This window comes from Arthrobacter sp. AG367, assembly GCF_007828995.1.
Classification (GTDB): domain Bacteria; phylum Actinomycetota; class Actinomycetes; order Actinomycetales; family Micrococcaceae; genus Arthrobacter.
On the sequence record NZ_VIVE01000007.1, the window covers coordinates 1 to 24256 of the forward strand.

Here is a 24256-nt window from a genome sequence, read left to right on the forward strand (position 1 = left end):
TGATCCCGGCAAGCCAGAAGGAACGCGAAGCCGCGGACCAGCTCAAAACCGCAGCCCAGCCCCTGGCAACCCAGGTCACCGACGCCGCCAAAACCGTGGCCCAGGACCTCAAGGAACCAGCCCAGGAAGCCATGGAAAACGTCAAGGCCACCGCCACCGACGCCGCCCAAAACGTCAAACTCGAAGGCCAACAAGCCGCCACCGACGTCAAAGACCGCGCTACCGACGCCAAAGACCACGTCCAAAACACGTAACCCGCGTGGGTATCCACGTACCAAAGCAAAGCCGGCTCCGCATCCCGCGGGCCGGCTTTGCCGTTGCCGGGCCTGGACTCCTGCCTAGCGCTTGCCCTTCTTTCGGGACCCTTTCCCCCGGCCCTTGTCCGGGTTGGGGGCGTATCTCTGGGCTACCTTGGGCGCCTTTTTGGCGCCGGTGCCGCGGCGGTCCGGCTTCGGATCCTTCTTGACCTTGACCGGCTGGGCCGAGGGCTGGCGTGAGCTTTGGGCAGTGCGTCCGCGCACGATGCCGATGAACTCCTCCAGCACCTCATCCGTGGCCTCCGTCGGCCAGGCCAGCGCGATCTCAGTTCCGTCCGCGCCGGTGAGCCTGCGCGCCACCGTGTCCTTGACGTTGAAGTGGCGGGCCACCGACATGGGGAGGACCACCAGGCCGGCGCCGGCGGCAACCACCTGGAGCGCGGCCTCCGGTCCGCCCAGGGCAGCAACATCGAGGAATGACTCCTGCGCCAGGTCGGCCAGGGCCACTTCCTCGAACACTGAAATCTCGTGCCCCTTCGGCGCCACCACCACCGGCTGTTCCTCGTAGAGCGGTATGACGCTGAGCCCTTCCCGCTCGATGGGAAGGCGGACAAAACCCATGTCCGCCGCGCCGTCCCGCAGCTTCCCAAGCTGCGCGCCGTCGTCGACCATGAATGCCTCAAGGGGAATATGCGGCATCCGCTCTTCCCAGCGGCGGATCCATTTGCCCGGCGTCACGCCGGCCACGTATGCGATGCGCAGCACCCGGGGTGCCGCCTGGTCGGCCGGCCCGTCAGGGGCGGATTGGGCATCAGGCGAGGGGGTATTGTCGGAGGGCACGTCTTCACAGTACCCGCCGCCCGGATACCCTTGAAGCATGACCTCTGCAAACTCCCAGTCCATGAAGCCGGCCACCGTTGCCAAGAAACTTGGCATCTATCTCCCGGCCACGCCGCAGGAGTTCCAGGATTCAACCATCACCCGCGAGGAGTTCGCCGAACTGCAGGCCAACCCGCCGGAATGGCTCGCCGAGCTCCGCCGCAACGGCCCGCACCCCCGCCCCGTGGTGGCACAGAAGCTGAACGTGTCCATCAGCGGCCTAACCCGCGGCGGCGTGGAGGAAGCACTGACGACGGCGGAAATCACCGCGCTGCTGCAGGCTCCGCCGCAGTGGCTGGTCACCGAACGTGCCACCCACGCGGCTGTCCGCGCGGAGGCCCAGCGGGTCAAGGAAGAGGCCGCGAAGAAGCAGGCGAAGAAGGACCGCACCCAGGCCCGTTAGCCCTCAGTCCTGGTGGATCTGGATGTAGTTTCCGCAGCCGTCGTCGAACACTGCACTGGTCCCGAACGGATCCGTGGTGGGCGGGGTCTTGAAGCTGACTCCGGCGGCCACCAGCCTGTCGTATTCCGCCTGCACATCGGGAACCCCGAAGACTATTGCGGGTAGGCCCGCCTCGCGCACGGCGTTCATGTAGTTCGCGCCGATTGGGTTGTCGCTGGGCTCGAGGAGGAGTCCTACTGAACTGTCGTCCGCTCCCGGGTCTTTGATGATGTAGAGGTTGTACTCCGGCATGGCCATGAGCGTGTCAAAGCCGAGCGTTCCCGTATAGAAGGCATGGGCGGCGGCGGGGTCCTGGACGTGGATGCTGCACATTTTGAGTCGCATGCCTTCACCGTACCGCTCAGCTCCTGACGGTTTGCAGTGCCTTGGACCAGGAAATGACCTGATCAAGCAGCGGCTGCAGCGCCTCTTCCGCCCCTTCTGACGGTGTGAGGTTGTGGCACGCCTTCTCCGCCATTGACGCTGCGCCCGGGAGACGGTGCAATGGAAGGACCAGCCCGGCCTCTTCCGGCCCGGGGGCTGGGCGCTGGAGGTGCAGGATGTCAGTTGTGGCGGAGTCTCTGATGCAGGGGCTGCTTCAAGGTGCGTGGGCGGTCCTGCTGTGCGGTCCCGTGCTGGTGGCCAGCGTGGCCGCCACGGTCTTTGTTGTCCGACGCCGGGCTTTGGCTTCCGGAGGCAGCGCACCAGCCGGCAACGCACTGGCCGGCCGCGCAGCGGAGGCTCCGGACCAGCTGTTTTGGGACCTGTTCCTGGGTGCCTGTGTCGCCCTTCCCGCGTTGATTATCCCCGCCCTGGTCTCGCCGTGGGCTGGACTGCTGTTGACAGGGGCAGCTGCCGCTGCCGGCATCGCCGCCTACCTTGGCAGCCCCCGGTTCCTGGCCTGGCGCACCGCCCGCCGGGAAGGGCGGCGGCAGCGTTCGGCCCACCAGGCCGCCAGCGCGCATCACGACGAGCTCATGGTCCGGTGGCAGCGCTACGAACTTGATCCGGCGTACAGCATCGACTACCCGGCACTGACTGACGTGCGGCTGCCCGAAACGTCGGCACTGATCAAGGCGATGCGGACGGCGGACCAGTTGCGGACGGCCGCGCACAAGGGTTACCCGGACGCCGTCGGAAGGCTGGCTGCGTCATTGGCAGCGGCGGAACGGGCGGCGGGAATCCCGGCGGCGCTGCCTGCGGAGCAGGCCACCTGAGGTTAACTGCTGTGTCGCCGGCGGTGGATCAGCGGAGAGCCCGGCGGTAGCATCCCAGGATGAAGCCTGAGGAACTGCCTGTCCACGATCAGTATGGCCGCCTGCTGGAGGACCGCGGAGTCTGGCGGCAGGCCACCACACTGGAAGCGGCCGGCGAACTGACTGCCCGGTGGCTGGAGGGCGGGAGTTCTTACCAGCCTGGACACTTTGCGCCGGGCTCCGACGACGAGACCAAACCCATCGCCACAGACTTGGCAGAGCTGAACCGTCACGGGTTGTTCACCAAGGAATCCCAGCCCGGCATCCGTAACGGGGCCGCGGCCCAACGGGAGTACGTCACCGGATTCTGCAGCGCCGCCACCGCCGGTGAACTGCTGGCGCTGTCCACCCGCACCGAACTGGTGACCGTGGCACATGCACCGGGCGAGGCAAGCAGTGCAGCCATCCCGGTAACCCTTGCCGGATCGGAAGTCACCACCGTGCTCGGCTCCAGCGAGAACCCCGTTGAGGAGGAACAGATCCGGGACTGGGCAGAGGAAACCAATGATGCCCTGGCCCTGCTCCTGGCCGACTCCTGGTACGTGGAAATCCTGGATCCGGTCTGGGGAAGGAACGGCGTACTGTTTCCGGCGGTCTTGCAGGCACTGAAAGGGGCGGAGCAGCCCTAGCCGCTCCGCCCCGTTCGCTTACCCGGCGCTCCCGGGAACTACAGCTCCACGGTGCCGCTTTCACCGACACTCATCCGGCTGTTGGTGACCTTTGCCTTCACCCACTGCAGCACCGTGGCGGCCGTGCCGCCGGGGCTGGTCCAGTACTCGGCAGAATCCGAATCGACGCGCAGCAGGCACACCTCGGGGGTATCCGGGCCATCAGGGAACCAGGCTTCAACCGCCTGGTTCCACAGTTCACGGATTTTTGCCCGGTCTGTGACCACTTCGGCGGTCCCGGCCACGGAAACCCATTCGGTCTTCCTGCCAAAGGCGACGTTCACGCGCGGATCAGCCCGGACATGCGCAACCTGGGAAGTGCCAAGGCCGGTGAAGAACCACATGTCGCCGTCGTCCTTTACCTCCTGGACGGCCAGCGGCCGGCTGACGAGGGCGCCTTCTTCGTTGATGGTGGTGACCATCCCGATCCTGGAATCGTTGATGATCTCAGTAACCTTGCTGATGCTCTGGGCGTCAGTCATGCCTCACCTCGTTCGTCGAAAGTCGGGGACGCTCCCCGCCGCCAGCCTATTAGTAAGCATGCTTATTTACCAGCCAGCGGCCACCGGCACCTTTGCCACCTCGGCGATGCGTGCAGCGGTAATCCGGCCCATGCGGACCGCGCCGTCCACGTGCTGGTAGCCCTCGGCAGCAAGGTCGGACGATGACCAGTAGATGGGGCCCACGGGTGCATGCTGGTCCTTGCCGTAACGGTGCAGTCCGCCCAGGTCGTAGCTGGCGGCGTAGGCGCCGCGGGTCCACTCCTCCGAGCCCCAGTCGGACTCGTAGTAGACCTCCGGCGCCAGGGCCTCGTCGCCAAGGTAGCCGGCGATCGATTCCAGGATGGCCTTCCGGCGCTCTTCGGCGCTGAGTTCGAAGACGGCGTCCGCCTTCTCATCCGACACGAAGCCCACCAGGGTGCCGCGCGGATCGCCGTGGTTGGTGTTGTCGTAGACCTCCTGGACCAGGGCGTCCGCCCCGAAGCAGGTGCCGGAGAGTCCCTTGTCCCGCCAGAAGGGCGTGCTGTAGACGGCGTTCACCTTGATCACCAGGCCCAGGGACTGGTGCTGGTGCATCTGGTGCTGGCGGCGCGGCAGCGGCGGGTTGAAGGAGACGCGGGAGTAAAGGTTCGGCGGTACGGCCATGATCACAAACCGGGCGTTGACCGTGGCCCGGTCGGATTCAACGGTGACCCGGTGGCCGCCGTCGGAATCCGGCTCCCAGTTGACGGTGCGCACCGGGGAGTTAAGGATTACGTCGTCACCCAGCTGCTGCGCCTGCAGCAGCGAGACCTGCTGCATTCCGCCCACCACGCGGCGGTCCAGGATGAAATCCTCGTCCGTCAGGTGGGTGAACGAACCTGCGGAGGCTGCCATCAGGACGGCCTGCAGGGCAGAGAAGGCGTGGGCCGGCTTGGTCAGCATGCCGCCGGCGATAAAGAGGCCAATGTTCTTGCACGCTTCCTCGTTGCCCGAGTTCTGCCGGAGCCAGTGATGGAAGGAAATGGTGTCCAGTTCACGCGCCTTGGGATGCGCCCAGGGCTCTGTGGGGCCGATTTCCGCCGCAAGGCCGTCCAGCAGGGCCACCAGGCGGTCCATTTCGACGGCGGTGTCCGGATCCACCGGGAACGTGTCACCCGTATAGCGCACGGGTGCGCCGTCCGCGCCGATGTAGATGGACTCCCCTTCGCGGTAGCGCGGGTACGTTTCCAGGTTCAGCTCCTGGAGCAGGTCCAGGAGTACGGTCTGGTCCGGGGAAACCCACTGGCCGCCGATTTCGAGCATGGCACCGTCCACCGTGTCGGTCCAGGTGCGGCCGCCCACGCGGTCACGGGCCTCGAGCACGGCGACCGTGAGGCCGGCCTTTTTCAGTTCGCGGGCGGCGGTGAGTCCGGACGGCCCGGCTCCGACGACCACGACGTCGCGGTTCAGGTTCAGCATGATGTCCTCTCTGGGCCCCTTAGTGACGGGGACCACTAAATGAATGCCATTCATTTATGAGAACTATAGCGGGTGCCTGCCGGGAGGGGAAGTGCCGGGTGGAATAATGCAGGGGACATCGACGAAAGGGCAGCAATGCCGGCAGTATCAGCCGCACAGGGACGCTCCACCAGCAACGGCGGAGCACAAAGGAGGCGGGCAGGCAGGCCGTCTGCGGCCGTGCTGGCCAAGTCCGGAATTACCGAAGCCGCACTGGAACTGATCAGCCGCAAGGGATATGACGGGCTGACCATGGCCGCCCTGGCAAAGGTGCTGGACGTCGCTCCCTCCGCCCTCTACAACCATGTGGCATCAAAGCAGGACGTCCTGCTGCTGGTGGAGGACCACCTGATGTCCCTGGTGGACGTTACGGGTTTCGGCGGCGGGAGCTGGGAGGACGCCGTCCGGACCTGGGCGTGGAGCTACCGGGATGTCTTCGCCGAGCACACACCGCTGATTCCCGTGATCGCCGTCCTGCCCGTGACGGACGCGCCGCAGACCCTTGCCATGTACGAAACCGTGAGCAAGGGGTTCCTCGACGCCGGCTTCCCCCAGGAGCGCATCATCCCCGCCATCGTGGCGCTGGAGTCCTTCATCTTCGGCTCCGCTTACGACGTCACCGCTCCGGAGGACATTTTCGATTCCGGCTCCATGGCCGGCTCCACCCCCAACTTCTCCGCCGCGGTGCGCAGTTCGGCAGCCGGCCGGGAGCGTGGCCGGCCTGCCGACACCGCCTTCAGCCTGGGGCTTGATGCGCTGATCTCCGGGCTGGGGGCTCTGCGGACACAGGACGCCACATCCGGTTCATAGCGCTGGCCGCCGTGCCGCAAAAGCCCTGAATCAGGCTTCTCCGTTCACGGCCACCACGATCTTGCCCCGGGTATGGCCCTCCATGTTCAGGCGGAAAGCCTCCGCGGACTGAGCCAACGGAAGAACCTTGGCAACCTCTACCCTGATGTTGTTCCGGTCCACCAACCCGGCGAGCTCCTGCAGGTCTGCTCCCACCGGACTGACCCACATCCAGGTGCCGCCGTGCTCCTCCACTTCGCTGTCGGCGATGGATGCATGCCTGCCCCCTTCAGCCAGTACGGCCAGCGTCGCCTCAAGATTGCCTCCAGCGAAGTCGGCAACGACCTCCACGCCGGCGGGACGCAATGCACGAACACGCTCCACGAGTCCTTCCCCATAGGCAACCGGCTCGGCCCCCAAGGAGCGGAGGAATTCATGGTTCTTTTCGGAGGCCGTTGCAATGACCTTCGCACCCAGTGCCACCGCAATCTGGATGCCCAGCGACCCCACTCCACCGGCGCCACCGTGGATAAGGACAGTCTCACCGGACTCGAGGCCCAGGCGGTTCAGGACCTGGTAAGCAGTCAGTCCGGCCAGCGGAAGCCCCGCCGATTCGTTCCATCCCAGAGACTCGGGCTTGCGGGCCAGCAGCCGTTCCGGCAATGCGATGTACTCGGCAAAACTTCCGCCATGGACATAGTCTTTCCGGCCGTAGGCAATGACCTCGTCACCGGGCTGGAACGCCCGGGCGTCGATCCCCACCGACTCGACGACCCCCGCCACGTCCCATCCCGGGATCGCGGGAAACTGCAGGTCCATTGCCGCATCCAGGTAACCGGCCATGATCTTCCAGTCCACGGGGTTCACCGAGGCTGCCTTCACTTTGACCAGGACCATCCCCGGCCCCACCTTCGGCATCGGCCTCTCGGTCAATTCAAGGACGTCCGGGCTTCCGTATTCGCTGTAGGTAATTGCCTTCATGCCTGCGACAACGGCGCAGCGGTCCGCCACTATTCCTGCTCCGGCCCGGGAGTGTCGCACCACACCTCCGGCGGATGTACTTGTAATACAAGTCTGATACTTATATCCTAAGCAGGTGGGGCGAAGGAGCCCTATCCCGCCTCCAGGAGAACTTATGAGCACCGTTGATCTGATCCGGCACGTCAAACTGTCCACCGCCCGCCTTCCCCTCGCCGTTCCCATCAGCGACGCCAAGGTCTTCACCGGGCGGCAGAAGCCCATGACCGAGGTGGTCTTCCTGTTCGCGGAGATCACCACGGAGCTGGGCCACTCCGGCATCGGCTTCAGCTACTCCAAGCGCGCGGGCGGCCCGGCGCAGTACGCCCACGCCAAGGAAGTCGCCGAAGGCCTCATCGGCGAGGACCCCAACGACATCGCGAAGATCTACACCAAGCTCCTGTGGGCAGGTGCCTCGGTGGGCCGGTCCGGCGTCGCCACCCAGGCTCTCGCCGCCGTCGACATTGCTTTGTACGACCTCAAGGCCAAGCGCGCAGGCCTGCCGCTGGCGAAGTTCCTGGGCTCATACCGCGACTCCGTCCGGACGTACAACACCTCCGGCGGCTTCCTGAATGCCACCCTGGACGAAGTTAAGGCCCGGGCCACGCAGTCCGTCGAGGAAGGCATCGGTGGCATCAAAATCAAGGTTGGCCTTCCCGACAGCAAGGAAGACCTCCGCCGCGTGGCAGGGATCCGCGAACACATCGGCTGGGACGTGCCGCTCATGGTGGACGCAAACCAGCAATGGGACCGTGCCACCGCCTTGCGGATGGGCCGCCGCCTCGAGGAATTCGACCTGGTCTGGATCGAGGAGCCCCTGGACGCCTACGACTTCGAAGGCCATGCCCATCTGGCACAGGTCCTGGACACGCCCATTGCCACCGGCGAGATGCTGGCGTCCGTGGCCGAGCACAAGGGCCTGATCAGCGCCAATGGCTGCGACATCATCCAGCCCGACGCCCCGCGCGTGGGCGGCATCACCCAGTTCCTGCGCCTCGCCGCCCTCGCAGACGAACGCGGGCTGGGCCTGGCACCGCACTTCGCCATGGAAATCCACCTCCACCTCGCGGCGGCCTACCCCCGTGAACCCTGGGTGGAGCACTTCGACTGGTTGGACCCGCTGTTCAATGAACGGCTGGAAACCAAAGACGGCCGCATGATCGTTCCGGACCGCCCGGGCCTTGGCATCACGCTCAGCGATCAGGCTCGTGCCTGGACCACCGAGCGCGTAGAGTTCGGCGCGTAATCTTGAGCCATGAGCCGGAACCTCACCGCGGACCTTGCCGCTGACCTTCGCAACCGCATCGTCGACGGCGTGATCCAGCCGGGCGAGAAGCTGCCCAGCGAAAACACGCTCATCAACGACTTTGGCGTCAGCCGCACGGTCGTCCGCGCCGCCCTCACCCGGCTCCAGGCCGAAGGGCTTGTCGAAACCGAGCGGGGGCGGGGAAGCTTCGCCCTCACTCCCCCCACCGACGTGCCCCCGGCAGTGCCGGGTGGCCGCCCGGTGGCCACCACGGAGGACCGGCTGCACCTGCTGGCATTCCGGATGGGAGTGGAGGCCGAAGCCGCCGCACTGGCGGCGCGGAACCGCACGGACCGCCAGTTGCGGGCCGTCAGCGCCGCACTGGAATCCTTCACCGAAAGCGCAGGCCACCCTGCCCACGCCATGAAGTCGGATTTCGAGTTCCACCGCGCTGTGGCGGCGGCATCCGGCAACCCCTATTACTCAGATTGCCTGGCGGCGCTGGGGCAAACCATGATCGCCATGCCGCGCACCCGCCTGATGACCGGCGTCGAACACTACGCCCGGGACCATTTCGACCAGGTGGTGCTGGAGCACCGATCCATCCGGGACGCCATCGCAGATGGTGACGAGGCTGGGGCCGCGGCAGCCATGCGCTGCCACCTGGCAAACTCACGACGCCGGTTCAAGGCGTCGGCGCGCCCGTCCAGTCAGGAGGACGCAGCCAGGACCGCCGGGTCCTAAGCCTGTTCGCGGATCCAGGCCCTCGAGGGCCGGATCTGCGAACAAGCCCCTGACGTTTCCAGACCCAGCCCGGTGTTAAATAGGTAAGGGCCCCAATCGTGTGATTGGGGCCCTTACCATTTGCGTGCGCGAGGGGGGATTTGAACCCCCACGCCCTTTCGGACACTGGCACCTGAAGCCAGCGCGTCTGCCGTTCCGCCACTCGCGCGCAACTTCTTCCACTCAGCCGGTCCGGTTTCCCGTTTCCGCGCCTCGTAAAAGCAGCGAGATCAAGCATAACGGACAGATGCCGCAAATTACCAATTGGCCGCCGGCACCCTTTCCACATGCCCTTAAAGGCGGCATAACAGAGGGGCCTTACCGGCCGGAGACGGAGGGCCGGAGCCGCCGCCGGTTTGCGCGGGTTGGGACCGGACCAGTCACGGATCTGAACTTTTGCCGGCGCCCGGCCGTTGTGGATTAAGGTCATTCGCAGGGGTGCCCAGTAGTATCGGATGTAGGAGTGGCCGCTGCCGGCGGGCATGCCGCGCAGTGCCGGACCGCCCTGCAGGTGCTGGTCAGCAACAACTACTGCCCCGGAACCGGGGGGAAAGGAGAAGAACCATGGGTCTGCTGGACAAGGTTGAACGTGGCATTGAAAAGGCCGTCCGCGGTGTCTTCTCCACCGGTTCCAAGGCCCAGGTCGAACCTGTGGAGATCGCCAGCAGGCTCCGCCGCGAGGTGGACCATAAAGCGATCACCATTGCGGCCGGACGTACGCTGGTGCCCAACGTCTTCGACGTCCAGCTCAGCGATGAGGACTTCGGACGCGCACAGGAGTGGGGCACGCCGCTGGCCGAAGAACTCTGCGACGTGGTCATCAACCACGTCCGGAGCCAGGGCTACACCCTCCAGGGGCCCGTCCGGATCTCCTTCCGCCGCGAAACGGCACTCCGCCCCGGTGATTTCGAAATTGCCTCCTCCACCGAAAAGTCCCAAGGCTCCGGCGGCGCCACGCCGCCCCGGCCGAACGTGCCGGCAGCTCCCAGCCGGCCGCCCGTGAGGCTGCAGCCTGTGCTGGACATCGAGGGCCAGCGTTATTCGCTGAACGCCCCGTCCATCGTCCTGGGCAGGTCGTCCGAGGCGGACATCCACATTGATGACACAGGCGTATCGCGGCGCCACCTGGAAATCCGAACGGCCAACGGCGCCACCAGCGCCGTGGACCTGGGATCCACCAACGGCAGCTACGTCAACGGGCAGAAGGTCTCCGGAAGCATCGAACTCACAGACGGCTCCACCATCACGATGGGACGGACAAAGATCATCTTCCGCCTGCTTCCTGCCAACCCGGGTGGCCACGCATGAGCGACCTGACCATCACCGCGCTGCGGTTCGGCTTCCTGCTGCTCCTCTGGGTACTCATCTTCAGCATCGTCTCCGCCATGCGCCGGGACCTCATGTTGGGCCGGAAGGCCGCATCCGGCGTGCCCACCGCCCGCCAGGTCCGCCGGAACCCGGAACTTGCCGAGACCCCGCAGCCCGTAAAGCAGCAGGCCCGGCAACTGGTGGTGGTCGAAGGCCCGCTCAAGGGCAGGACCCTGCCCCTGGCGGCCAGCCCCATCCTGCTGGGCCGCGCCCAGGAAGCCACCCTGGTGCTGGAAGATGACTACGCTTCCGGCCGCCACGCCCGGCTCTTCCCGCAGGGCAGCCGTTGGTTCATCGAAGACCTTGGCTCCACCAACGGAACCTACCTGGGAGACCAGCAACTGACCCGTGCCCTGCCCGTGGAGCCAGGGGTCCCCGTGAGAATCGGCAAGACGGTCATTGAATTGAGGCCGTGACCGTGGCCGAGGCTGAAAACCCCGCAACCGGCTCCAGCCCGGCGCAGCGGCCCCTCATCATGCGCTTCGCGGCGCGGTCCGACGTCGGCCGGATCCGTTCGAAGAATGACGATTCCGCCTACGCGGGCCGCCACCTCGCCGTCGTCGCCGACGGCATGGGCGGCCACGCGGGCGGTGACGTTGCCTCAGCCGCGACCGTCCTGGACATGATCCACCTGGACAGCCCCGACCACGGCGATGAGGCCGGGACGATCCTGGCCGACGAAATCCAGACCGCCAACTCACTGCTCTCCGAACTGGTGCACATCAACCCCAAGCTGGCCGGCATGGGCACCACCGTGACGGCCCTCCTGCTGGCAGACGGCAAACTGCACTTCGCGCACATCGGCGACTCCCGGGCCTACCGGCTCCGCGACGGCGAATTCAAGCAGGTCAGCGTGGACCACACCTTCGTCCAGCGGCTCATCGACGAAGGCCGGCTCAGGCCTGAGGAAGCGGAAACGCACCCGCACAAGAATGTCCTCATGCGGGTCCTGGGCGACGTCGATGCCAGCCCCGAACTCGATCTGGACACCCTGGACGCCCGTCCCGGCGACCGGTGGCTGCTGTGCTCCGACGGGCTGAACTACGTCGCCGCGCACGCCGTGGAGCGGACGGTCCGGGAAACCCACAACCTGCACGAATGCGCTGACACCCTCGTTGAACTGACTCTTGAGGCCGGTTCGCCGGATAACGTCACCGTGGTCATGGTGGACATCGTGGAGGAAACGCCCGACGACGTCAGCACGGCCGCCGTCGAAATCGTTCCGCCGGTGCAGGGCGGCAAGTCCGCTGCCGCGGCAGCTGGCGGGCAAGGCGCCACCGCCGCGTCCCCTGTTCCGGCCGGCGGGACGGAACCGGCCAAGTCCGGTTCAGCCACTGACGATGCCGGGCAGGAACGGGCGCCCGAAAAGAAGACCGCCGACGGCGGCACCAGGGATCCGGAGGCCGGCTCCTCCGAGGCCGGCAGTACAGACCCCCACCTGGGCGAACATCTTTCCGCTGAAGTCCTCCGCGAAGAACTTGCCTCCCGCCCGCATGAACTGGTGGGTGCTGCCGCTGCCGCCGCCGAATCGGGCTCCATCCCCACTGTGGCCGGACGTACCGTGGCACGGCGGGCAGCCACGCTCCTCACCCATAAGGCAGAACCGGCCGTCGATCCCGAGGACACTTTGCCGACGCTGCGTCCGCGCCGCTGGGTGGCCTGGTCCGTTGCAGCCGCCGTGCTGGTTGTCGTTGCCGTCGGCCTGTGGCTGGGGTACGCCTGGACCCAGACCCGCTACTACGTCGGCGAGTTCGATTCCCGGGTGGCCATCTACAACGGGGTCTCCCAACGTTTGGGACCCATCCAGCTGTCCTCCCTTGAGGCTGTGACGGATATCCGCATGGACTCGCTCCCGCCGTTCTCGCAGCAACGGGTCCGCCAGACCGTCCCCGCCAATGACCTCTATGACGCGCAGCGGATCGTCAAGAACCTGGAGCTCACGGGAACAACCTCCCCCGAGGAGGAGTGCCCCAGGCCATCTGCCTCCGCCACTGCGCCTGCCCCGTCGGCAAGCACAGGCACGTCGGCAAGTGCAGCGCCGCCCGCCAGCGCAGCCGCTCCGCCGCCCGCACCGGATGCCGCCGCGCCCGCACCCTCCGCGGCTTCTCCGTCCCCCACTCCGACTATCACCTGCGAGGCGGCCAAATGAGCCAGGTAAGCACTTTGCCCAAGCCCCGCCGCAACGTTGAACTTGCCCTCCTGCTCCTGGCCCTTGCCGTTGGCATCGGCGCCAACATGATGGTGGGCGTGGACCAGGAGAAGGCCTTCGATTCCGACTTCTGGTTCCAGTCCAGCCTGCTGGCAGCGGCAGCCCTGGCCTTCCACGGTGTCCTGCGCTTCCGCGCAAAGTATGCTGATCCGGTAATACTTCCGATTGTCGTCGCCCTTAACGGCTTGGGTCTTGCGATGATTCACCGCCTGGATGCTCCGGGCGAGGACACGGGAAACAACCAGCTCCGGTGGACCCTCATCGCCATGGCGGTGGCCATTGCCGTCGTGTTCTTCCTGAAGGACCACCGCATCCTGCGCCGGTTCACCTTCATTTCCCTGGCTGCGTCCGCCCTGCTGCTGATCCTGCCCCTGGTCCCGGGAATCAGCGCCGGCGAAATCCTCGGCGCACGGGTGTGGATCAGGTTTGGCCCCATGACGTTCCAGCCGGGCGAAGTAGCCAAGATTACGCTCGCCATATTCTTCGCCGGGTATCTTTCCTCCAACCGTGACCTCATCCTGCTGGCAGGCCGCAAGATCGGCCCCCTGCAGTTTCCCCGGTTCAAGGACATGGGCCCCATGATCACCGCGTGGCTGGTCAGCATCGGTGTCCTGATCTTCCAGCGGGACCTTGGTTCCTCCCTGCTCTTCTTCGGGCTGTTCATCGTCATGATCTACGTGGCAACCAGCCGCATCAGCTGGGTCGTGATTGGCCTGGCCCTGATCCTCGGCGGCGGTTTCGTGGCCGCCCAGGTGTTCTCCCATGTCCAGCAGCGCGTCTACGGCTGGCTCAACGCCTTCTCCCCCGATGTCTACGAGAACGGCAGCCGGCAGGTCATCGAGGGCCTGTTCGGCATGGCCAACGGCGGCCTGGTGGGCACCGGCCTTGGCCAGGGCCGCCCGGACCTGGTCCCGTTCGCCAACAGCGACATGATCATCGCCTCCCTGGGCGAGGAACTCGGCCTCATCGGCCTGTTCGCCGTCGTCCTGCTCTACCTGCTGCTGATCACCCGCGGATTCCGCGCCGCCCTGGGCACACGGGACGCGTTCGGAAAGCTGCTCGCCTGCGGCCTTTCCTTCGCGGTGGCGCTTCAGTGCTTCGTGGTCATCGGCGGGGTCACCCGGCTCATTCCACTGACCGGGCTTACCACGCCGTTCCTGGCGGCCGGCGGTTCGTCCCTTCTGGCCAACTGGATCATTGTGGGACTGCTCCTGATGATCTCGCATGCGGCCCGCGGGCCGGTGGACACTACACCGTTGCCGCCGGCCGGGACGGCAGCGGCAACAGGCATTGACACTCCAACCGAGGCGGTGAAGCAGGCATGAACCAGGCAATCCGGCATTCATGGGTAGCCGCAGTGGCCATGTTTGCACTGCTGTTCGGGGCCATCAGCTACGTGCAGGTGGTAGGCGCCGACGACCTCAAGACCAACCCCCTGAACCAGCGTGCCATCCTGCAGAACTACTGCAACGACCGCGGCGCCATCATCGTTGGGGGCACCCCCGTTGCCGAGTCGGTGGAAACCGGTTCGGAGACCTGCAAGTTCCAGCGCACCTACCCGCAGCCGGAACTGTATGCGGGAATCACCGGCTACTTCTCGAAGAACTATGGCGCCACCGGCCTGGAACAGGCCATGGGCGCCGAACTGGCGGGGAACTCGGACCAGCTCTTCCTTGACCGGGTGGGCCAGCTCTTCCTGGGCAACCAGCCCAAGGGCGCGTCCGTGGAACTCACCATCGATCCCCAGATCCAGAAGCTTGCCTACAGCCTGATCCCGGACGGACAGCGCGGCTCGATTGTGGTGACCAACCCCAAGACCGGCGCCATCCTGGCCATGGTGTCCAAGCCGTCCTACAACCCCAACGTGGTGGCCACCCAGGACGCTGCCGCGGAGCGCGCCGGCATGAACGAGCTGGTCAAGGTTCCGGGCATCAACCTGAACCAGAACGTCAGCGGCCCCACCGGGGAGCTGCTCGCACCGGGATCGGTCTTCAAGCTCGTGGACACCGCGGCGGCGCTTGCCTCCGGCAAGTACAACAAGGACAGTGTCCTCCCCAACCCGGCGGAGATGCCCTTTGACGGCATCCAGTACAAACTGCCCAACTACGCGGGCGGCAACTGCTACACCAGGGACACCGCCAGCTTCGCCTTCGCGCTGCAGCAGTCCTGCAATACCCCCTTCGCCAGCATTGCCCTGGATCTTGGCCGCGACGCCATCGCCGACCAGGCCAAGAAGTTCGGCTTCGGCGAGGACGTCGGCGGCCAGCTGAAGCTGGGCCACGCGCTGGGCAATGGTTTCCCCGGAAACCTGGACGCACCCGGCCTTGCCCAGTCGGCAATCGGACAGAAGGATGTCCGCGCCACGCCGCTGCAGATCAACATGATGACCTCCGCCATCGCCAACGGCGGCAAGCAGATGCAGCCCAACCTCATCAAGACCCTGCGCTCCCCGGACCTTCGTGTCATCGACGAACCGCAGCCGCAGCAACTGCGCACCTCCACCACCCCGCAGATCGCCAGCCAGATCACCGAGTGGATGGCAAGCGCAGTCAGCGAGGGCATTGCCAAGGGCGCAGCGGTCCCCGGCGTCCAGGTGGCCGGCAAGACAGGAACCGCAGAGCTCGGGAACGGAACCAATAACTCCTGGTTCACCGGCTTCGCGCCCGCAAACAATCCGCAGGTGAGTGTCACGATCGTCATGGAGGGCGTGAACATCACCACCGGCGCACAGCTGACCAGTCCTAACGCGAAGAAGATTTTTGAGGCGGTGTTGAATAAGTGAGGCCTACAACCGGAATCACCCTCGGCGGCAGATTCCAGCTGACCACGCGGATTGCGATCGGCGGCATGGGGGAAGTCTGGAAAGCCAAAGACCTCGTCCTGGGCCGCATCGTCGCCATCAAGGTGCTGAAGGAGGAGTACACGGGGGACCCCGGATTCCTCCAGCGCTTCCGTGCGGAGGCCCGCCACACTGCCCTGCTGAACCACGTGGGAATCGCCAACGTCTTTGACTACGGCGAAGAAGAAGGCTCGGCCTACCTGGTCATGGAACTGGTCCCGGGCCAGCCCCTGAGCAGCATCATCGAGCACGAACAAGTGCTGTCGCCGGACCGCACGCTGTCCATCATTGCGCAGACCGCCCGCGCCCTGGCCGTCGCCCACGCCCAGGGCCTGGTCCACCGCGACGTCAAGCCCGGCAACCTCCTGATCACCCCGGACGGACGGGTCAAAGTCACGGACTTCGGCATCGCCCGCCTCGCCGACCAGGTGCCCCTCACGCAGACCGGCCAGGTCATGGGAACGGCGCAGTACCTGGCACCCGAGCAGGCGACCGGCCAAACCGCCACGGGATCCTCGGACATCTACTCGCTCGGCGTTATCGGCTACGAGTGCCTCAGCGGGCACCGTCCTTTCTCCGGCGAATCGCAGATCGCCATTGCCCTGGCCCAGGTGAACGACGCTCCGCCGCCTCTTTCGGAGACCTTGCCGGCCCCGGTCCGGGCCCTCCTGATGTCAATGCTGGCCAAGGACCCCAAGGACCGTCCCGCCAACGCCATCAAGCTGGCCGAGGCTGCGGAGGCCATCCGCAACGGCGACATCAGCGCAGCACGCGCCGCCGTTCCCGGCATGCTTCTTTTCGACGCCGACACAGGGCCCATCACGGCCCCCGTTGACACTGCCACTGCCCCCACCGGAGTCATTGGCGCCCAGCATGACTCCACTCCGGCTGCCACATCAGCCCTTCCAGTGCTGGGTGCCGGCGCGGCGGGCGCCGCGGCCGGGCTGGCTGCGGGCGCCGCGGGCGCTTCCGCCGACGGGGATGTTCCCAAGGGGCCACTGGCCCGGGCCGATGCGCTGGCTGCCGAGCGGAACTGGGACCAGGAGGAGGAAACGTACGACGACGGTCCCTCCGATGAGCCCCGGCGCAAGGGACGCAGTCCATGGACCTGGCCCCTGGTCGCCCTGATCCTGCTGCTCCTGTTTGCGCTGGTGGGTTTCCTGCTGAACCAAATGGGACTCTTCTCGCCCTCCGGCAACCCGACATCCGGCATCACCACCAGCAGCGCGCCGCCGTCGTCGGCAACGCCCACGCGGACCACTGCGTCAGCCACGCCGACGCAGACGCGCAGCACACCGACGCCGACGCCTACTTCCGAGCCCACCCAGGACACGGTCAACGTGATCCCGGCCGCCTACCTCGGCAAGGACTACCGCCAGGTCCAGACTGCCCTTGCCAACCTGGGACTCCAGGTGACGGTCCTGCCGCAGGAGAGCCGGACGGCCGCCCCCGGCACCGTCCTGGAGCTCAATCCGACCGGCGTGGTGCCCAAGGGTTCGCTGATTACCGTCATCTACGCGACCGCTCCATCACCCGCGCCCACGACGGCGGCACCCACGCCTGCTCCCACCACGTCCTCACCCGTGGCGGGCCCCACGCCCCTCTCGCCCCTGCCAACCTGTGCGGCCGGCCAGACGCCCGGAACGCCTGCGACCTGCACGCCGTAAACGTCGGGACCACCAGTGAATGAGTCACCACGCACACCGTTGCACCGGGAGGACAGCCTGCCGGTGGACAACCGGCGTGTCCTGAGCGGCCGCTACGAACTGGGCAGCCTCATTGGCCGGGGCGGCATGGCGGATGTCTACCGGGGAACCGACACCCGCCTGGGCAGGACTGTTGCCATCAAACTGCTCAGGCCGGATATGGCCCGCGACCCGCAGTTCCAGGCACGGTTCAAGCGTGAGGCACAGGCGGTGGCGGCCCTGAACCACCCCTCGATCGTGGCCATCTTCGATACCGGTGAACACCTGGTCCACGACGGCACCGGCGAGGACGTCCGCGTGCCCTACATCGTGATGGAGTACGTCGAGGGAAAGACCCTGCGCGATCTGATCCGCGCCCATGAGGTCAGCATCGACCAGGCCATCGAGTACTGCCTGGGGGTCCTGGGCGCCCTGGAATACAGCCACAAGGCCGGAATCGTGCACCGGGACATCAAACCCGCCAATGTGATGTATTGCCCGGGCAGCAATTCCGTCAAGGTGATGGACTTCGGCATTGCCCGCGCGATTGCCGATTCCTCCGCCACCATGACCCAGACCCAGGCAGTGGTGGGAACAGCGCAATACCTGTCACCGGAACAGGCCCGGGGCGAAACCGTCGACGCCCGCAGTGACCTTTATTCCGCCGCATGCCTGCTCTACGAAATGCTGACCTCGCGCCCTCCGTTCGTCGGGGACAGCCCGGTGTCCGTGGCTTACCAGCACGTGCGGGAAATTCCGGAGCCCGCCAGCAGCCTGAATCCGGATGTGTCACCGGCCCTGGACACCGTACTGGCCAAGGCCCTGCAAAAGAACCGGGCCGACAGGTTCCAGGATGCCGCAGCCTTCCGGCGCGCCCTGAGGGCGGCAAAGGCCGGGGTCCCTGTCCCTGCCGTGCCTGTGTCCGAGGCGCCCACCGATCCCAACGACCACGTTCCCGAAGCGTCCCCGCCAACGGAGGCGTTCGCCGCATCGGGGACCAACTTCCTTGATGACGCGCCCACCGGCCGCCTGGCAGCCACCTCCCTCCATGACGACGGAGCAGCAGGTCCGCTGGAACTTGCGGATGAGCAGGAGATGGACGGGTACAGGCCGGGCGGATACAGGGCAGACGATTACGGGTCGGCTGCGCCGCTCCCGCTTGGCTTCCCTCCGGAACGTGAGCGGACCACCCGGCAAAAGTCCCGCCGTCGTGCGTGGATCGCCACCCTGGTGATTTTCACCCTGCTGGTACTGGCAGGCGGTGGCCTGTGGCTCTACCAAACGGTCAACCGCCCAGCCCCCGCTGCACCCAAAGTGTCAATCCCCTCGGTGTCGTCCATGACGGAGACCGCGGCGCTTCAGGCACTGTACAACGCCGGCCTGCGCCCCAGGATCGCGCGGGCGGTGAATGACACAGTGCCCAAGGGAACCGCCATTGGGACTGATCCCGCGGCGGGCGGGTCACTGGAGCCGGGGGCGGAGGTCATCCTCAACATCTCCGAGGGCCCCAGTTCGGTTAAGGTCCCGGACAGCATCCCCGGCAAGACCGAGGCAGCCGCCCGGGATATCCTGCGGCAGGTGGGACTGGTGGGCGCGCCGTCAACCAGCACGGCCAACAGCGCCACCGTTCCGGCAGGAATAGTGATCACCTCCAATCCGGCGCCCGGGCAAAGCGTTGGCGTCGGCACCAGCGTGGAACTCATCGTTTCCACGGGCAAGGTGGTTGTCCCCGAACTGCGCGGCCTGGCCCGTGATGAGGCCGAGGCGGCCCTGAAGGGGCTTGGCCTGGTGCCGTCGGTGATGGAAGCGGAGAATTCCCAGGTAGAGCCGGGCAAGGTGACGGACCAGAGCGACCCCGCCAACGCCGCCGTCGACCAGGGAAAGACCATCGGCATCGTTGTGGCCAAGGCCCCGCCCCCACCGGCTCCGACCGAAACGGCGACGCCGACGCCCACTCCCACTCCCACGCCGAAGCCCACCAGGAAGGGCTGACGTCCTCCCTGGACCTGTTTTCGGTTGGTGGAGGGCGCCGGCCTAGTGCTGGATGAGGGGGCTCAGTTTCGCCGCCCGCGCGGCTGCGCCTTTCATGCCCAGGGACTCCAGCCAGTTGCCGAGCATCTGGTAGCCGCCTTCGGTAAGGACCGATTCGGGATGGAACTGCACACCGCAGAGCGGCGCGGTCCGGTGCTGCAGCCCCATGACCACGCCGGATGCGGTCTGCGCGGTGACTTCCAGGACGTCAGGAATGGACTCCCGGACCGCGGCCAGGGAATGGTAGCGGGTGGCCGTGATGGGGGAGGGGAGCCCTGCGAAAACGCTGGTGCCGATGTGCTCCACCTGGGACGTCTTGCCGTGCATGAGTTCCGGGGCGTGCGTCACCTTGCCGCCGAAGGCCTCGGCCAGTGCCTGGTGGCCCAGGCATACGCCGAACATGGGGACGCTGTTTTCGCCACACCACTTGATCAGCTCGATGCAGATGCCCGCTTCAGCAGGATTACCCGGACCCGGGGAGATGAGGACGCCGTCGCGGGTGCTGGCAAGCTCAATCGCCTCCGCCAGCGTCACGTCGTCATTCCGGACAACTGTGGTCTCGGCGCCCAGCTCCTGGAGGTAGCCCACCAGGGTGTAGACAAAGCTGTCGTAGTTATCCACTACAAGGATCTTGGTTGTGGTCATGGCTGGTCTGTGGAACCAATCGTCGAGTCGGTGAATTGGGTGAAATGGGACATCCAGGGAAACAGGAACTGGACCATCAATACCAGGGCAATGAAGATCAGAACCAGCGAGATGAAGATCCGGACCCAGAGCGGTCCGGGCAGGTGGCGGAAAATCCAGGCGTACACAGTCAGTTCCTTCCGGTGGCTGCCGCAACCTGCGCCGCGATTTCGGCCGGCGGGCCCGCTGCAGCCGGACGCCAGCTGTCCAGGAGGGCGTAGGCGATGATGCGTTCTTCCGCCCCGAAGCGGGGGTTGCAGCTGGTCATGGTGAGGTAGCTTTCGGTGGGCGTGGCGCCGGGCTGGGTGGGTACCGGTTCCAGGACGTCCGTGCGCGAAGGCATCACAATCTGGTTGTTCCGGAAGACGTAGACGTAATAACCGTCCTTGGTCTGGACGTAGATCTTGTCGCCGGGCACCAGGGTGTGGATGTTATCCAGCACTGCACCGTGCGTCTGGCGGTGCCCAGCCACCGCAAAGTTGCCTACCGCACCGGGCATGGCCGTGTTGCCGTAGTGCCCAAGGCCCAGGGTGTCCAGGACATCCTGGCTGGTCCCCTCGACAATGGGGCGGGTGTAGCCGGGGCCGAACCGGGGGATGTACATGATGCCGATCGTTCCCGCGTGGCCGGGGGCGGTACCCACCACGGGCTTGCCAAAATCCTCACCGGCGGCGGGTGCCGCGGCGGGCGCAGTTGGTGCGGGAGCGGGGGCGGCAGTGCCCAGGTCCTGGGCGAATTCCTTGATGACCTGGCTCTGCCTGGCATCGGACTCGACGTTGGTCCACCACAGCTGCCATGCCACAAAGAGAAGGAGGATGACGCCGGCGGTTATCAACAGCTCGCCCAGAAGCTGGATGGTGCCGCGCAGCAGGGCACGACGGGGGGCGGGCGCAGTGGCGGGCCCCGCCTTCTCCTGCAATACCACGCGTTCTCCTCCGGGCGTTTACCCTGGGCACCGGCTGCCCATCAACTGCGGCTAGAATTGGCTGCTAGTAAGAATCCAGATTTGACCAAGATCGCGCAGACCGCTGGAAATTTCCTTCTTGCAGGATACCAAGCCCGGGGCGCCGGTCTTGCCCAGCCCGCCAAGGAGAGCCAGTGCCCGAGTCAAAGCCTCGCAAGAAGACCGCCAGCACCGCCCAGCCGGCTTCCCCCCAGGCTTACAAGCCCAATCCCGTCTGGTTCAAGCCGGTCATGTTTGGACTCATGATTATTGGCCTCTTCTGGATCATCACGTTCTACATCAGCGAGGGACGCTTCCCTGTGCAGGCCTGGCAGTCGTGGAACATCGTTGCCGGCTTTGGCATTGCCATCGTCGGCTTCCTGATGACTACCCGCTGGCGCTCCTGAGCGGCGTCCCGCGACTGTTCCGGGGAGGACTGCCGTGGCTCCCGAATCCGCCGGCGTAGTTATCGGCGAGGATGGCCTCGCGCGGCCGGCGTGGGCCGCGACGGACCCGCTCATGCGGAACTACTACGACCAGGAATGGGGCATGCCCGTCACCGACGAGCAGGGCCTGTATGAACGCATCTGCCTGGAGGGCTTCCAGGCCGGGCTTTCATGGGCCACCATCCTGCGCAAACGCCCCGCGTTCCGCGCCGCCTTTGCCGGCTTCGATCCGGAGGCTGTGGCCCTGTTCAGCAACGCGGACGTGGAGCGGCTGTTGCAGGATCCGGGCATCATCAGAAACAGGCTGAAGATCCTTGCCACGGTTAAGAACGCACAGGCCACCCTGGAGCTTCGGAACGACGGCGGCCTGGTGGACTTTGTCTGGGGCTTCCGGCCGGACAGCACCCCGGAGCCCCGGGTTGCCGCGGAGATTCCCACCCAGTCTGCAGAGTCCATTGCCTTGTCCAAGGCACTTAGGAAGCGCGGCTTTTCCTTCGTGGGACCCACCACCATGTTCGCCCTGATGGAGGCGGTGGGAATCGTGGACACCCACCTCCTGGCGAGCCATCGGCGGGGATCTTCCGGCGTCTGGCAGGTGTGAGGCCGGTCGGGGCAGAACCGGTCCGTGGCACACCGTTATCCCCAACTGTTGGGAAAGTTATCCACAGTGTGGAAAAGCCTCCCTGGCAGCTCCAGATGTGGCAGCCGGCCCCCGGGGCCGTGCTGATAAGGCTAAGTCTGCCGGGCAGATGCGGTTATTAACAGTGTGGAATACCTGTGGATAATCCCTACGTGCCCGGTGGATACCCGCGGGGTCCGGGGGTCCGGGGGTCCGGGAGGCTACAGGCGGTCCCGCTTGACGGGATGGTGGCTGGTAATGGAAACCCGGTTGAACGCGTTCATCGTCACCGCAACCCAGCTCACGGCCGAAAATTCCTCTGCCGTGAGGCATTCGCGGGCGGCCGCCTCCGCATGCTCCTGCGTCCGCTGGTCCGGGAGTTCAGTGATGCTCTCCACCAACGCCAGGGCCGCCCGCTCCTTGCCGGTGAACAAGGCCGTGTCACGCCACGCGGGCAATACTGCCAGCCGCTGCGGGGTTTCCCCTGCCTCGCCCGCCTTTCGCACGTGTAGGTCCAGGCAGTAGGCGCATCCGTTGATCTGGGAGATCCGGACGTTGAGGAGTTCCAGCAGGCCGCGCCCGATTCCAGCCTCCTCTGCTGCTTCCTGCACCCTGAGGCCCAAGCTGCTGATTGACTTCCAGAGAGCGGGGTGCTGTTTGTCCAGGTATAGATGCTCGGTGACGCTCACGGGGGTCCTTGTCGATAGAACGGCTTGGCAGGCAACCATCATAGGCAGGACGCGGAGAGCCCGCCGGGGATGTTATCCACTTACCAACAGCGCAATACCCACAAGTTATCCACAACTGTGGGTAAGCCCGTGGAAATCCTCCCGCCGCCGGGCGCTGCGCCTACTCCCGCGGGTTTTCCAACGCGGAAACTACACCTCTGTCAGTTATTAACACTGTGTATAAGGGTGTCGATAACGCCCCTCCGGGGTGGTGCACTGGGCCAACATGACGCTGCCGGTGCGTAGTTGTCCACAAAATCCCGTGGAATCCCCTGCTTATCCACTTACACACAGCAATATCCCCACAGGTTATCCACAGATGTGGAGAAAGCGGCGCAGCCTTCCAGCCCATCCCCGGACGCAGGCCATAAACGGGAGGATGCGCATATGAACTACAGCTGTGTAAGTTACCAACATTGTGGATAAGCCCTGTGGAAAACAACTCTGCCCCCGACACCATTGGTGGCGGGGGCAGAGTGCCGTTGCGGTTTGGGGGGATCCTAGAGAGTTACCCGCACCCAGCTCACAGCGATGAGCAGGGCCAGCACGGCCGCCATCCCCAGGGCCTGGATGACACCCTGGCGGCGTCCGCGCGGAGTGTAGGCGAGGACGGCCGCACACAGTCCGCCCGTAATGAGGCCGCCCAGGTGGGCCTGCCAGGCGATGTGGGGGATCAGGAAGCCAATGACGCCGTTAATGGCAATCAGGACCCACAGCTGGCGGGTGTCGCCGCCGCGCTGCCGTTGAACCAACAGCATGGCGCCGAAAAGGCCGAAGATGGCTCCGGAAGCACCTACCAGCCCCACGAGCCCTTGGCCGGGCACCAACACGGGATTGAGCAGCAGGTAGCCGACTGAACCACCAACCGCTGAAATCAGGTACAGCGCCAGGAACCGGACGCGGCCCAGAACGGGTTCGAGGGCCTGGCCGAAAATCCAGAGCGTATACATGTTCAGGAGGATGTGCAGCAGTGAATCCGGGGAATGGAGGAAGGCTGATGTCAGCATCCGCCAAGGCTCGAAAGCACCGTACTGCGGGGCAACAAAAATGTTGTTATAGGCGAACTGCTTGTATACGAAGTCGCCCGGGATGAGCATCTGCAGTGCGTAAACAACAACGCAGGCCGCGATGATGCCGAACGTCGCCAATGGCTTGCCGGTGGCAACGGCGCCGCCGTAGACGGTCCGTACTTCCGGCGTCGAACGTCCTGTTTCGTTGACGCAGTCAACGCATTGGAATCCGACGGCGGCCGCCCGCTGGCAGTCAGGGCATGCCGGGCGCCCGCAGCGCTGGCAGCGCACGTAGGACGGCCGGTCCGGGTGCCGGGGACAGACCGGGACCTGGGCGGACGGCTCGGCCGACGGAATTCCGTAACTCATGCTGGGGTG

At 65.8% G+C, this 24256-nt stretch carries 25 protein-coding genes, 1 tRNA gene and 1 pseudogene; 16 read left to right on the plus strand and 11 right to left on the minus strand.

Going from position 1 to position 24256, the window contains the following annotated elements; all coding sequences use genetic code 11:
• Positions 1-254 (plus strand): annotated as a pseudogene (locus FB478_RS16240) (hypothetical protein); the annotation flags it as partial.
• A gap of 84 nt (positions 255-338) precedes the next feature.
• On the opposite strand, the gene FB478_RS16245 reads toward FB478_RS16240, so the two are convergent.
• Complete coding sequence (locus tag FB478_RS16245) at positions 339-1172, minus strand: LysR substrate-binding domain-containing protein (RefSeq protein WP_018769914.1); 834 nt, start codon at positions 1170-1172, stop codon at positions 339-341.
• Between FB478_RS16245 and FB478_RS16250 the strand changes: the two genes are divergently transcribed.
• A complete protein-coding gene (locus FB478_RS16250; protein WP_026265869.1) occupies positions 1135-1539 on the plus strand; it encodes a DUF5997 family protein in 405 nt (134 codons plus the stop codon). The two genes, FB478_RS16245 and FB478_RS16250, sit on opposite strands and share 38 nt — an antisense overlap.
• Before the next feature lie 3 nt (positions 1540-1542).
• On the opposite strand, the gene FB478_RS16255 is transcribed toward FB478_RS16250, so the two are convergent.
• Positions 1543-1923, minus strand: coding sequence for a VOC family protein (locus tag FB478_RS16255; RefSeq protein ID WP_056392303.1), 381 nt, complete (start codon positions 1921-1923; stop codon positions 1543-1545).
• 215 nt (positions 1924-2138) lie between these two features.
• On the opposite strand from FB478_RS16255, the gene FB478_RS16260 reads away from it, so the two are divergent.
• Both FB478_RS16260 and FB478_RS16265 read left to right on the plus strand, forming a co-directional pair.
• Positions 2139-2795 carry a hypothetical protein gene (locus tag FB478_RS16260; RefSeq protein ID WP_056392304.1) on the plus strand — a complete coding sequence of 219 codons (657 nt, stop codon included), beginning with the start codon at positions 2139-2141 and terminating at the stop codon, positions 2793-2795.
• A gap of 59 nt (positions 2796-2854) precedes the next feature.
• Complete coding sequence (locus FB478_RS16265; protein ID WP_018769909.1) at positions 2855-3463, plus strand: DUF6919 domain-containing protein; 609 nt, start codon at positions 2855-2857, stop codon at positions 3461-3463.
• Positions 3464-3501: 38 nt separating this feature from the next.
• On the opposite strand, the gene FB478_RS16270 is transcribed toward FB478_RS16265, so the two are convergent.
• Positions 3502-3984: a pyridoxamine 5'-phosphate oxidase family protein gene (locus tag FB478_RS16270; RefSeq protein WP_018769908.1), complete on the minus strand. Its 483-nt coding sequence runs from the start codon at positions 3982-3984 to the stop codon at positions 3502-3504.
• Positions 3985-4050: 66 nt separating this feature from the next.
• A complete protein-coding gene (locus tag FB478_RS16275; protein ID WP_144601128.1) occupies positions 4051-5442 on the minus strand; it encodes an NAD(P)/FAD-dependent oxidoreductase in 1392 nt (463 codons plus the stop codon).
• Between the two features lie 135 nt (positions 5443-5577).
• Here FB478_RS16275 and FB478_RS16280 point away from each other — a divergent pair, with 135 nt between their 5' ends.
• On the plus strand, positions 5578-6291 hold the full coding sequence (locus FB478_RS16280) for a TetR/AcrR family transcriptional regulator (protein ID WP_026265867.1): 714 nt from the start codon (positions 5578-5580) through the stop codon (positions 6289-6291).
• 30 nt (positions 6292-6321) lie between these two features.
• Here FB478_RS16280 and FB478_RS16285 read toward each other — a convergent pair whose 3' ends face one another.
• Entirely contained in the window at positions 6322-7251 is a 930-nt protein-coding gene (locus FB478_RS16285) for an NADP-dependent oxidoreductase (RefSeq protein WP_144601129.1), read from the minus strand.
• A gap of 154 nt (positions 7252-7405) precedes the next feature.
• On the opposite strand from FB478_RS16285, the gene FB478_RS16290 reads away from it, so the two are divergent.
• Together FB478_RS16290 and FB478_RS16295 are read left to right on the plus strand one after the other, a co-directional pair.
• Complete coding sequence (locus FB478_RS16290; protein ID WP_144601130.1) at positions 7406-8533, plus strand: L-talarate/galactarate dehydratase; 1128 nt, start codon at positions 7406-7408, stop codon at positions 8531-8533.
• Between the two features lie 9 nt (positions 8534-8542).
• The gene (locus FB478_RS16295) at positions 8543-9277 is read left to right on the plus strand and encodes a FadR/GntR family transcriptional regulator (protein ID WP_056392305.1); all 735 of its coding nucleotides are present in this window, start codon (positions 8543-8545) and stop codon (positions 9275-9277) included.
• A gap of 125 nt (positions 9278-9402) precedes the next feature.
• On the opposite strand, the gene FB478_RS16300 is transcribed toward FB478_RS16295, so the two are convergent.
• Positions 9403-9485 (minus strand) — tRNA-Leu (locus FB478_RS16300).
• Positions 9486-9880: 395 nt separating this feature from the next.
• Here FB478_RS16300 and FB478_RS16305 point away from each other — a divergent pair.
• Genes FB478_RS16305 through pknB form a run of 7 tightly spaced genes read left to right on the plus strand, consistent with a single transcriptional unit; the run spans position 9881 to position 19409 of the window.
• A complete protein-coding gene (locus FB478_RS16305) occupies positions 9881-10624 on the plus strand; it encodes a DUF3662 and FHA domain-containing protein (RefSeq protein ID WP_018769902.1) in 744 nt (247 codons plus the stop codon).
• Positions 10621-11100 carry an FHA domain-containing protein gene (locus tag FB478_RS16310; protein WP_018769901.1) on the plus strand — a complete coding sequence of 160 codons (480 nt, stop codon included), beginning with the start codon at positions 10621-10623 and terminating at the stop codon, positions 11098-11100. Before FB478_RS16305 ends, FB478_RS16310 begins: the two co-directional genes overlap by 4 nt.
• Positions 11101-11102: 2 nt before the next feature.
• Positions 11103-12833 (plus strand): PP2C family serine/threonine-protein phosphatase, encoded by a 1731-nt coding sequence (locus FB478_RS16315; protein ID WP_395858358.1) that lies wholly within the window; start codon positions 11103-11105, stop codon positions 12831-12833.
• Positions 12830-14218 (plus strand): FtsW/RodA/SpoVE family cell cycle protein, encoded by a 1389-nt coding sequence (locus FB478_RS16320; RefSeq protein WP_056392309.1) that lies wholly within the window; start codon positions 12830-12832, stop codon positions 14216-14218. Before FB478_RS16315 ends, FB478_RS16320 begins: the two co-directional genes overlap by 4 nt.
• Positions 14215-15675 carry a penicillin-binding protein 2 gene (locus FB478_RS16325; protein ID WP_056392311.1) on the plus strand — a complete coding sequence of 487 codons (1461 nt, stop codon included), beginning with the start codon at positions 14215-14217 and terminating at the stop codon, positions 15673-15675. Before FB478_RS16320 ends, FB478_RS16325 begins: the two co-directional genes overlap by 4 nt.
• Positions 15672-17399 (plus strand): protein kinase domain-containing protein, encoded by a 1728-nt coding sequence (locus FB478_RS16330; RefSeq protein ID WP_056392312.1) that lies wholly within the window; start codon positions 15672-15674, stop codon positions 17397-17399. The genes FB478_RS16325 and FB478_RS16330 overlap by 4 nt, the downstream gene beginning before the upstream one ends.
• A 15-nt stretch (positions 17400-17414) precedes the next feature.
• Positions 17415-19409, plus strand: coding sequence for a Stk1 family PASTA domain-containing Ser/Thr kinase (gene pknB / locus FB478_RS16335; RefSeq protein WP_315898350.1), 1995 nt, complete (start codon positions 17415-17417; stop codon positions 19407-19409).
• Positions 19410-19451: 42 nt separating this feature from the next.
• Here pknB and FB478_RS16340 read toward each other — a convergent pair whose 3' ends face one another.
• Genes FB478_RS16340 through FB478_RS16345 form a run of 3 tightly spaced genes read right to left on the minus strand, consistent with a single transcriptional unit; the run spans position 19452 to position 21057 of the window.
• The gene (locus tag FB478_RS16340) at positions 19452-20093 is read right to left on the minus strand and encodes an aminodeoxychorismate/anthranilate synthase component II (RefSeq protein WP_018769895.1); all 642 of its coding nucleotides are present in this window, start codon (positions 20091-20093) and stop codon (positions 19452-19454) included.
• Complete coding sequence (locus tag FB478_RS21165; RefSeq protein ID WP_186447823.1) at positions 20090-20260, minus strand: hypothetical protein; 171 nt, start codon at positions 20258-20260, stop codon at positions 20090-20092. Before FB478_RS21165 ends, FB478_RS16340 begins: the two co-directional genes overlap by 4 nt.
• Positions 20261-20262: 2 nt before the next feature.
• Positions 20263-21057 (minus strand): class E sortase, encoded by a 795-nt coding sequence (locus FB478_RS16345; RefSeq protein WP_056392318.1) that lies wholly within the window; start codon positions 21055-21057, stop codon positions 20263-20265.
• 173 nt (positions 21058-21230) lie between these two features.
• Between FB478_RS16345 and FB478_RS16350 the strand changes: the two genes are divergently transcribed.
• Both FB478_RS16350 and FB478_RS16355 read left to right on the plus strand, forming a co-directional pair.
• Entirely contained in the window at positions 21231-21482 is a 252-nt protein-coding gene (locus FB478_RS16350) for a cell division protein CrgA (protein WP_018769892.1), read from the plus strand.
• Positions 21483-21516: 34 nt separating this feature from the next.
• A complete protein-coding gene (locus FB478_RS16355) occupies positions 21517-22122 on the plus strand; it encodes a DNA-3-methyladenine glycosylase I (RefSeq protein WP_018769891.1) in 606 nt (201 codons plus the stop codon).
• Positions 22123-22361: 239 nt separating this feature from the next.
• Here the strand turns inward: FB478_RS16355 and FB478_RS16360 are convergent, their stop codons facing one another.
• Together FB478_RS16360 and FB478_RS16365 are read right to left on the minus strand one after the other, a co-directional pair.
• Positions 22362-22829, minus strand: a complete 468-nt coding sequence (locus FB478_RS16360; protein WP_144601131.1) for a carboxymuconolactone decarboxylase family protein — start codon at positions 22827-22829, stop codon at positions 22362-22364.
• Between the two features lie 539 nt (positions 22830-23368).
• Complete coding sequence (locus FB478_RS16365) at positions 23369-24247, minus strand: rhomboid family intramembrane serine protease (RefSeq protein WP_144601132.1); 879 nt, start codon at positions 24245-24247, stop codon at positions 23369-23371.
• Positions 24248-24256 lie beyond the last annotated feature (9 nt).

Coding starts and splice junctions, on each gene's coding strand:
- FB478_RS16275 (WP_144601128.1), bottom strand. CDS start 5,442: ATGCTGAACCTGAACCGCGACGTCGTGGTCGTCGGAGCCGGGCCGTCC.
- FB478_RS16270 (WP_018769908.1), bottom strand. CDS start 3,984: ATGACTGACGCCCAGAGCATCAGCAAGGTTACTGAGATCATCAACGAT.
- FB478_RS16325 (WP_056392311.1), top strand. CDS start 14,215: ATGAACCAGGCAATCCGGCATTCATGGGTAGCCGCAGTGGCCATGTTT.
- FB478_RS16365 (WP_144601132.1), bottom strand. CDS start 24,247: ATGAGTTACGGAATTCCGTCGGCCGAGCCGTCCGCCCAGGTCCCGGTC.
- FB478_RS16250 (WP_026265869.1), top strand. CDS start 1,135: ATGACCTCTGCAAACTCCCAGTCCATGAAGCCGGCCACCGTTGCCAAG.
- FB478_RS16290 (WP_144601130.1), top strand. CDS start 7,406: ATGAGCACCGTTGATCTGATCCGGCACGTCAAACTGTCCACCGCCCGC.
- FB478_RS16265 (WP_018769909.1), top strand. CDS start 2,855: ATGAAGCCTGAGGAACTGCCTGTCCACGATCAGTATGGCCGCCTGCTG.
- FB478_RS16260 (WP_056392304.1), top strand. CDS start 2,139: ATGTCAGTTGTGGCGGAGTCTCTGATGCAGGGGCTGCTTCAAGGTGCG.
- FB478_RS16295 (WP_056392305.1), top strand. CDS start 8,543: ATGAGCCGGAACCTCACCGCGGACCTTGCCGCTGACCTTCGCAACCGC.
- FB478_RS16285 (WP_144601129.1), bottom strand. CDS start 7,251: ATGAAGGCAATTACCTACAGCGAATACGGAAGCCCGGACGTCCTTGAA.
- FB478_RS16305 (WP_018769902.1), top strand. CDS start 9,881: ATGGGTCTGCTGGACAAGGTTGAACGTGGCATTGAAAAGGCCGTCCGC.
- FB478_RS16310 (WP_018769901.1), top strand. CDS start 10,621: ATGAGCGACCTGACCATCACCGCGCTGCGGTTCGGCTTCCTGCTGCTC.
- FB478_RS16255 (WP_056392303.1), bottom strand. CDS start 1,923: ATGCGACTCAAAATGTGCAGCATCCACGTCCAGGACCCCGCCGCCGCC.
- FB478_RS16320 (WP_056392309.1), top strand. CDS start 12,830: ATGAGCCAGGTAAGCACTTTGCCCAAGCCCCGCCGCAACGTTGAACTT.
- FB478_RS16280 (WP_026265867.1), top strand. CDS start 5,578: ATGCCGGCAGTATCAGCCGCACAGGGACGCTCCACCAGCAACGGCGGA.
- FB478_RS16340 (WP_018769895.1), bottom strand. CDS start 20,093: ATGACCACAACCAAGATCCTTGTAGTGGATAACTACGACAGCTTTGTC.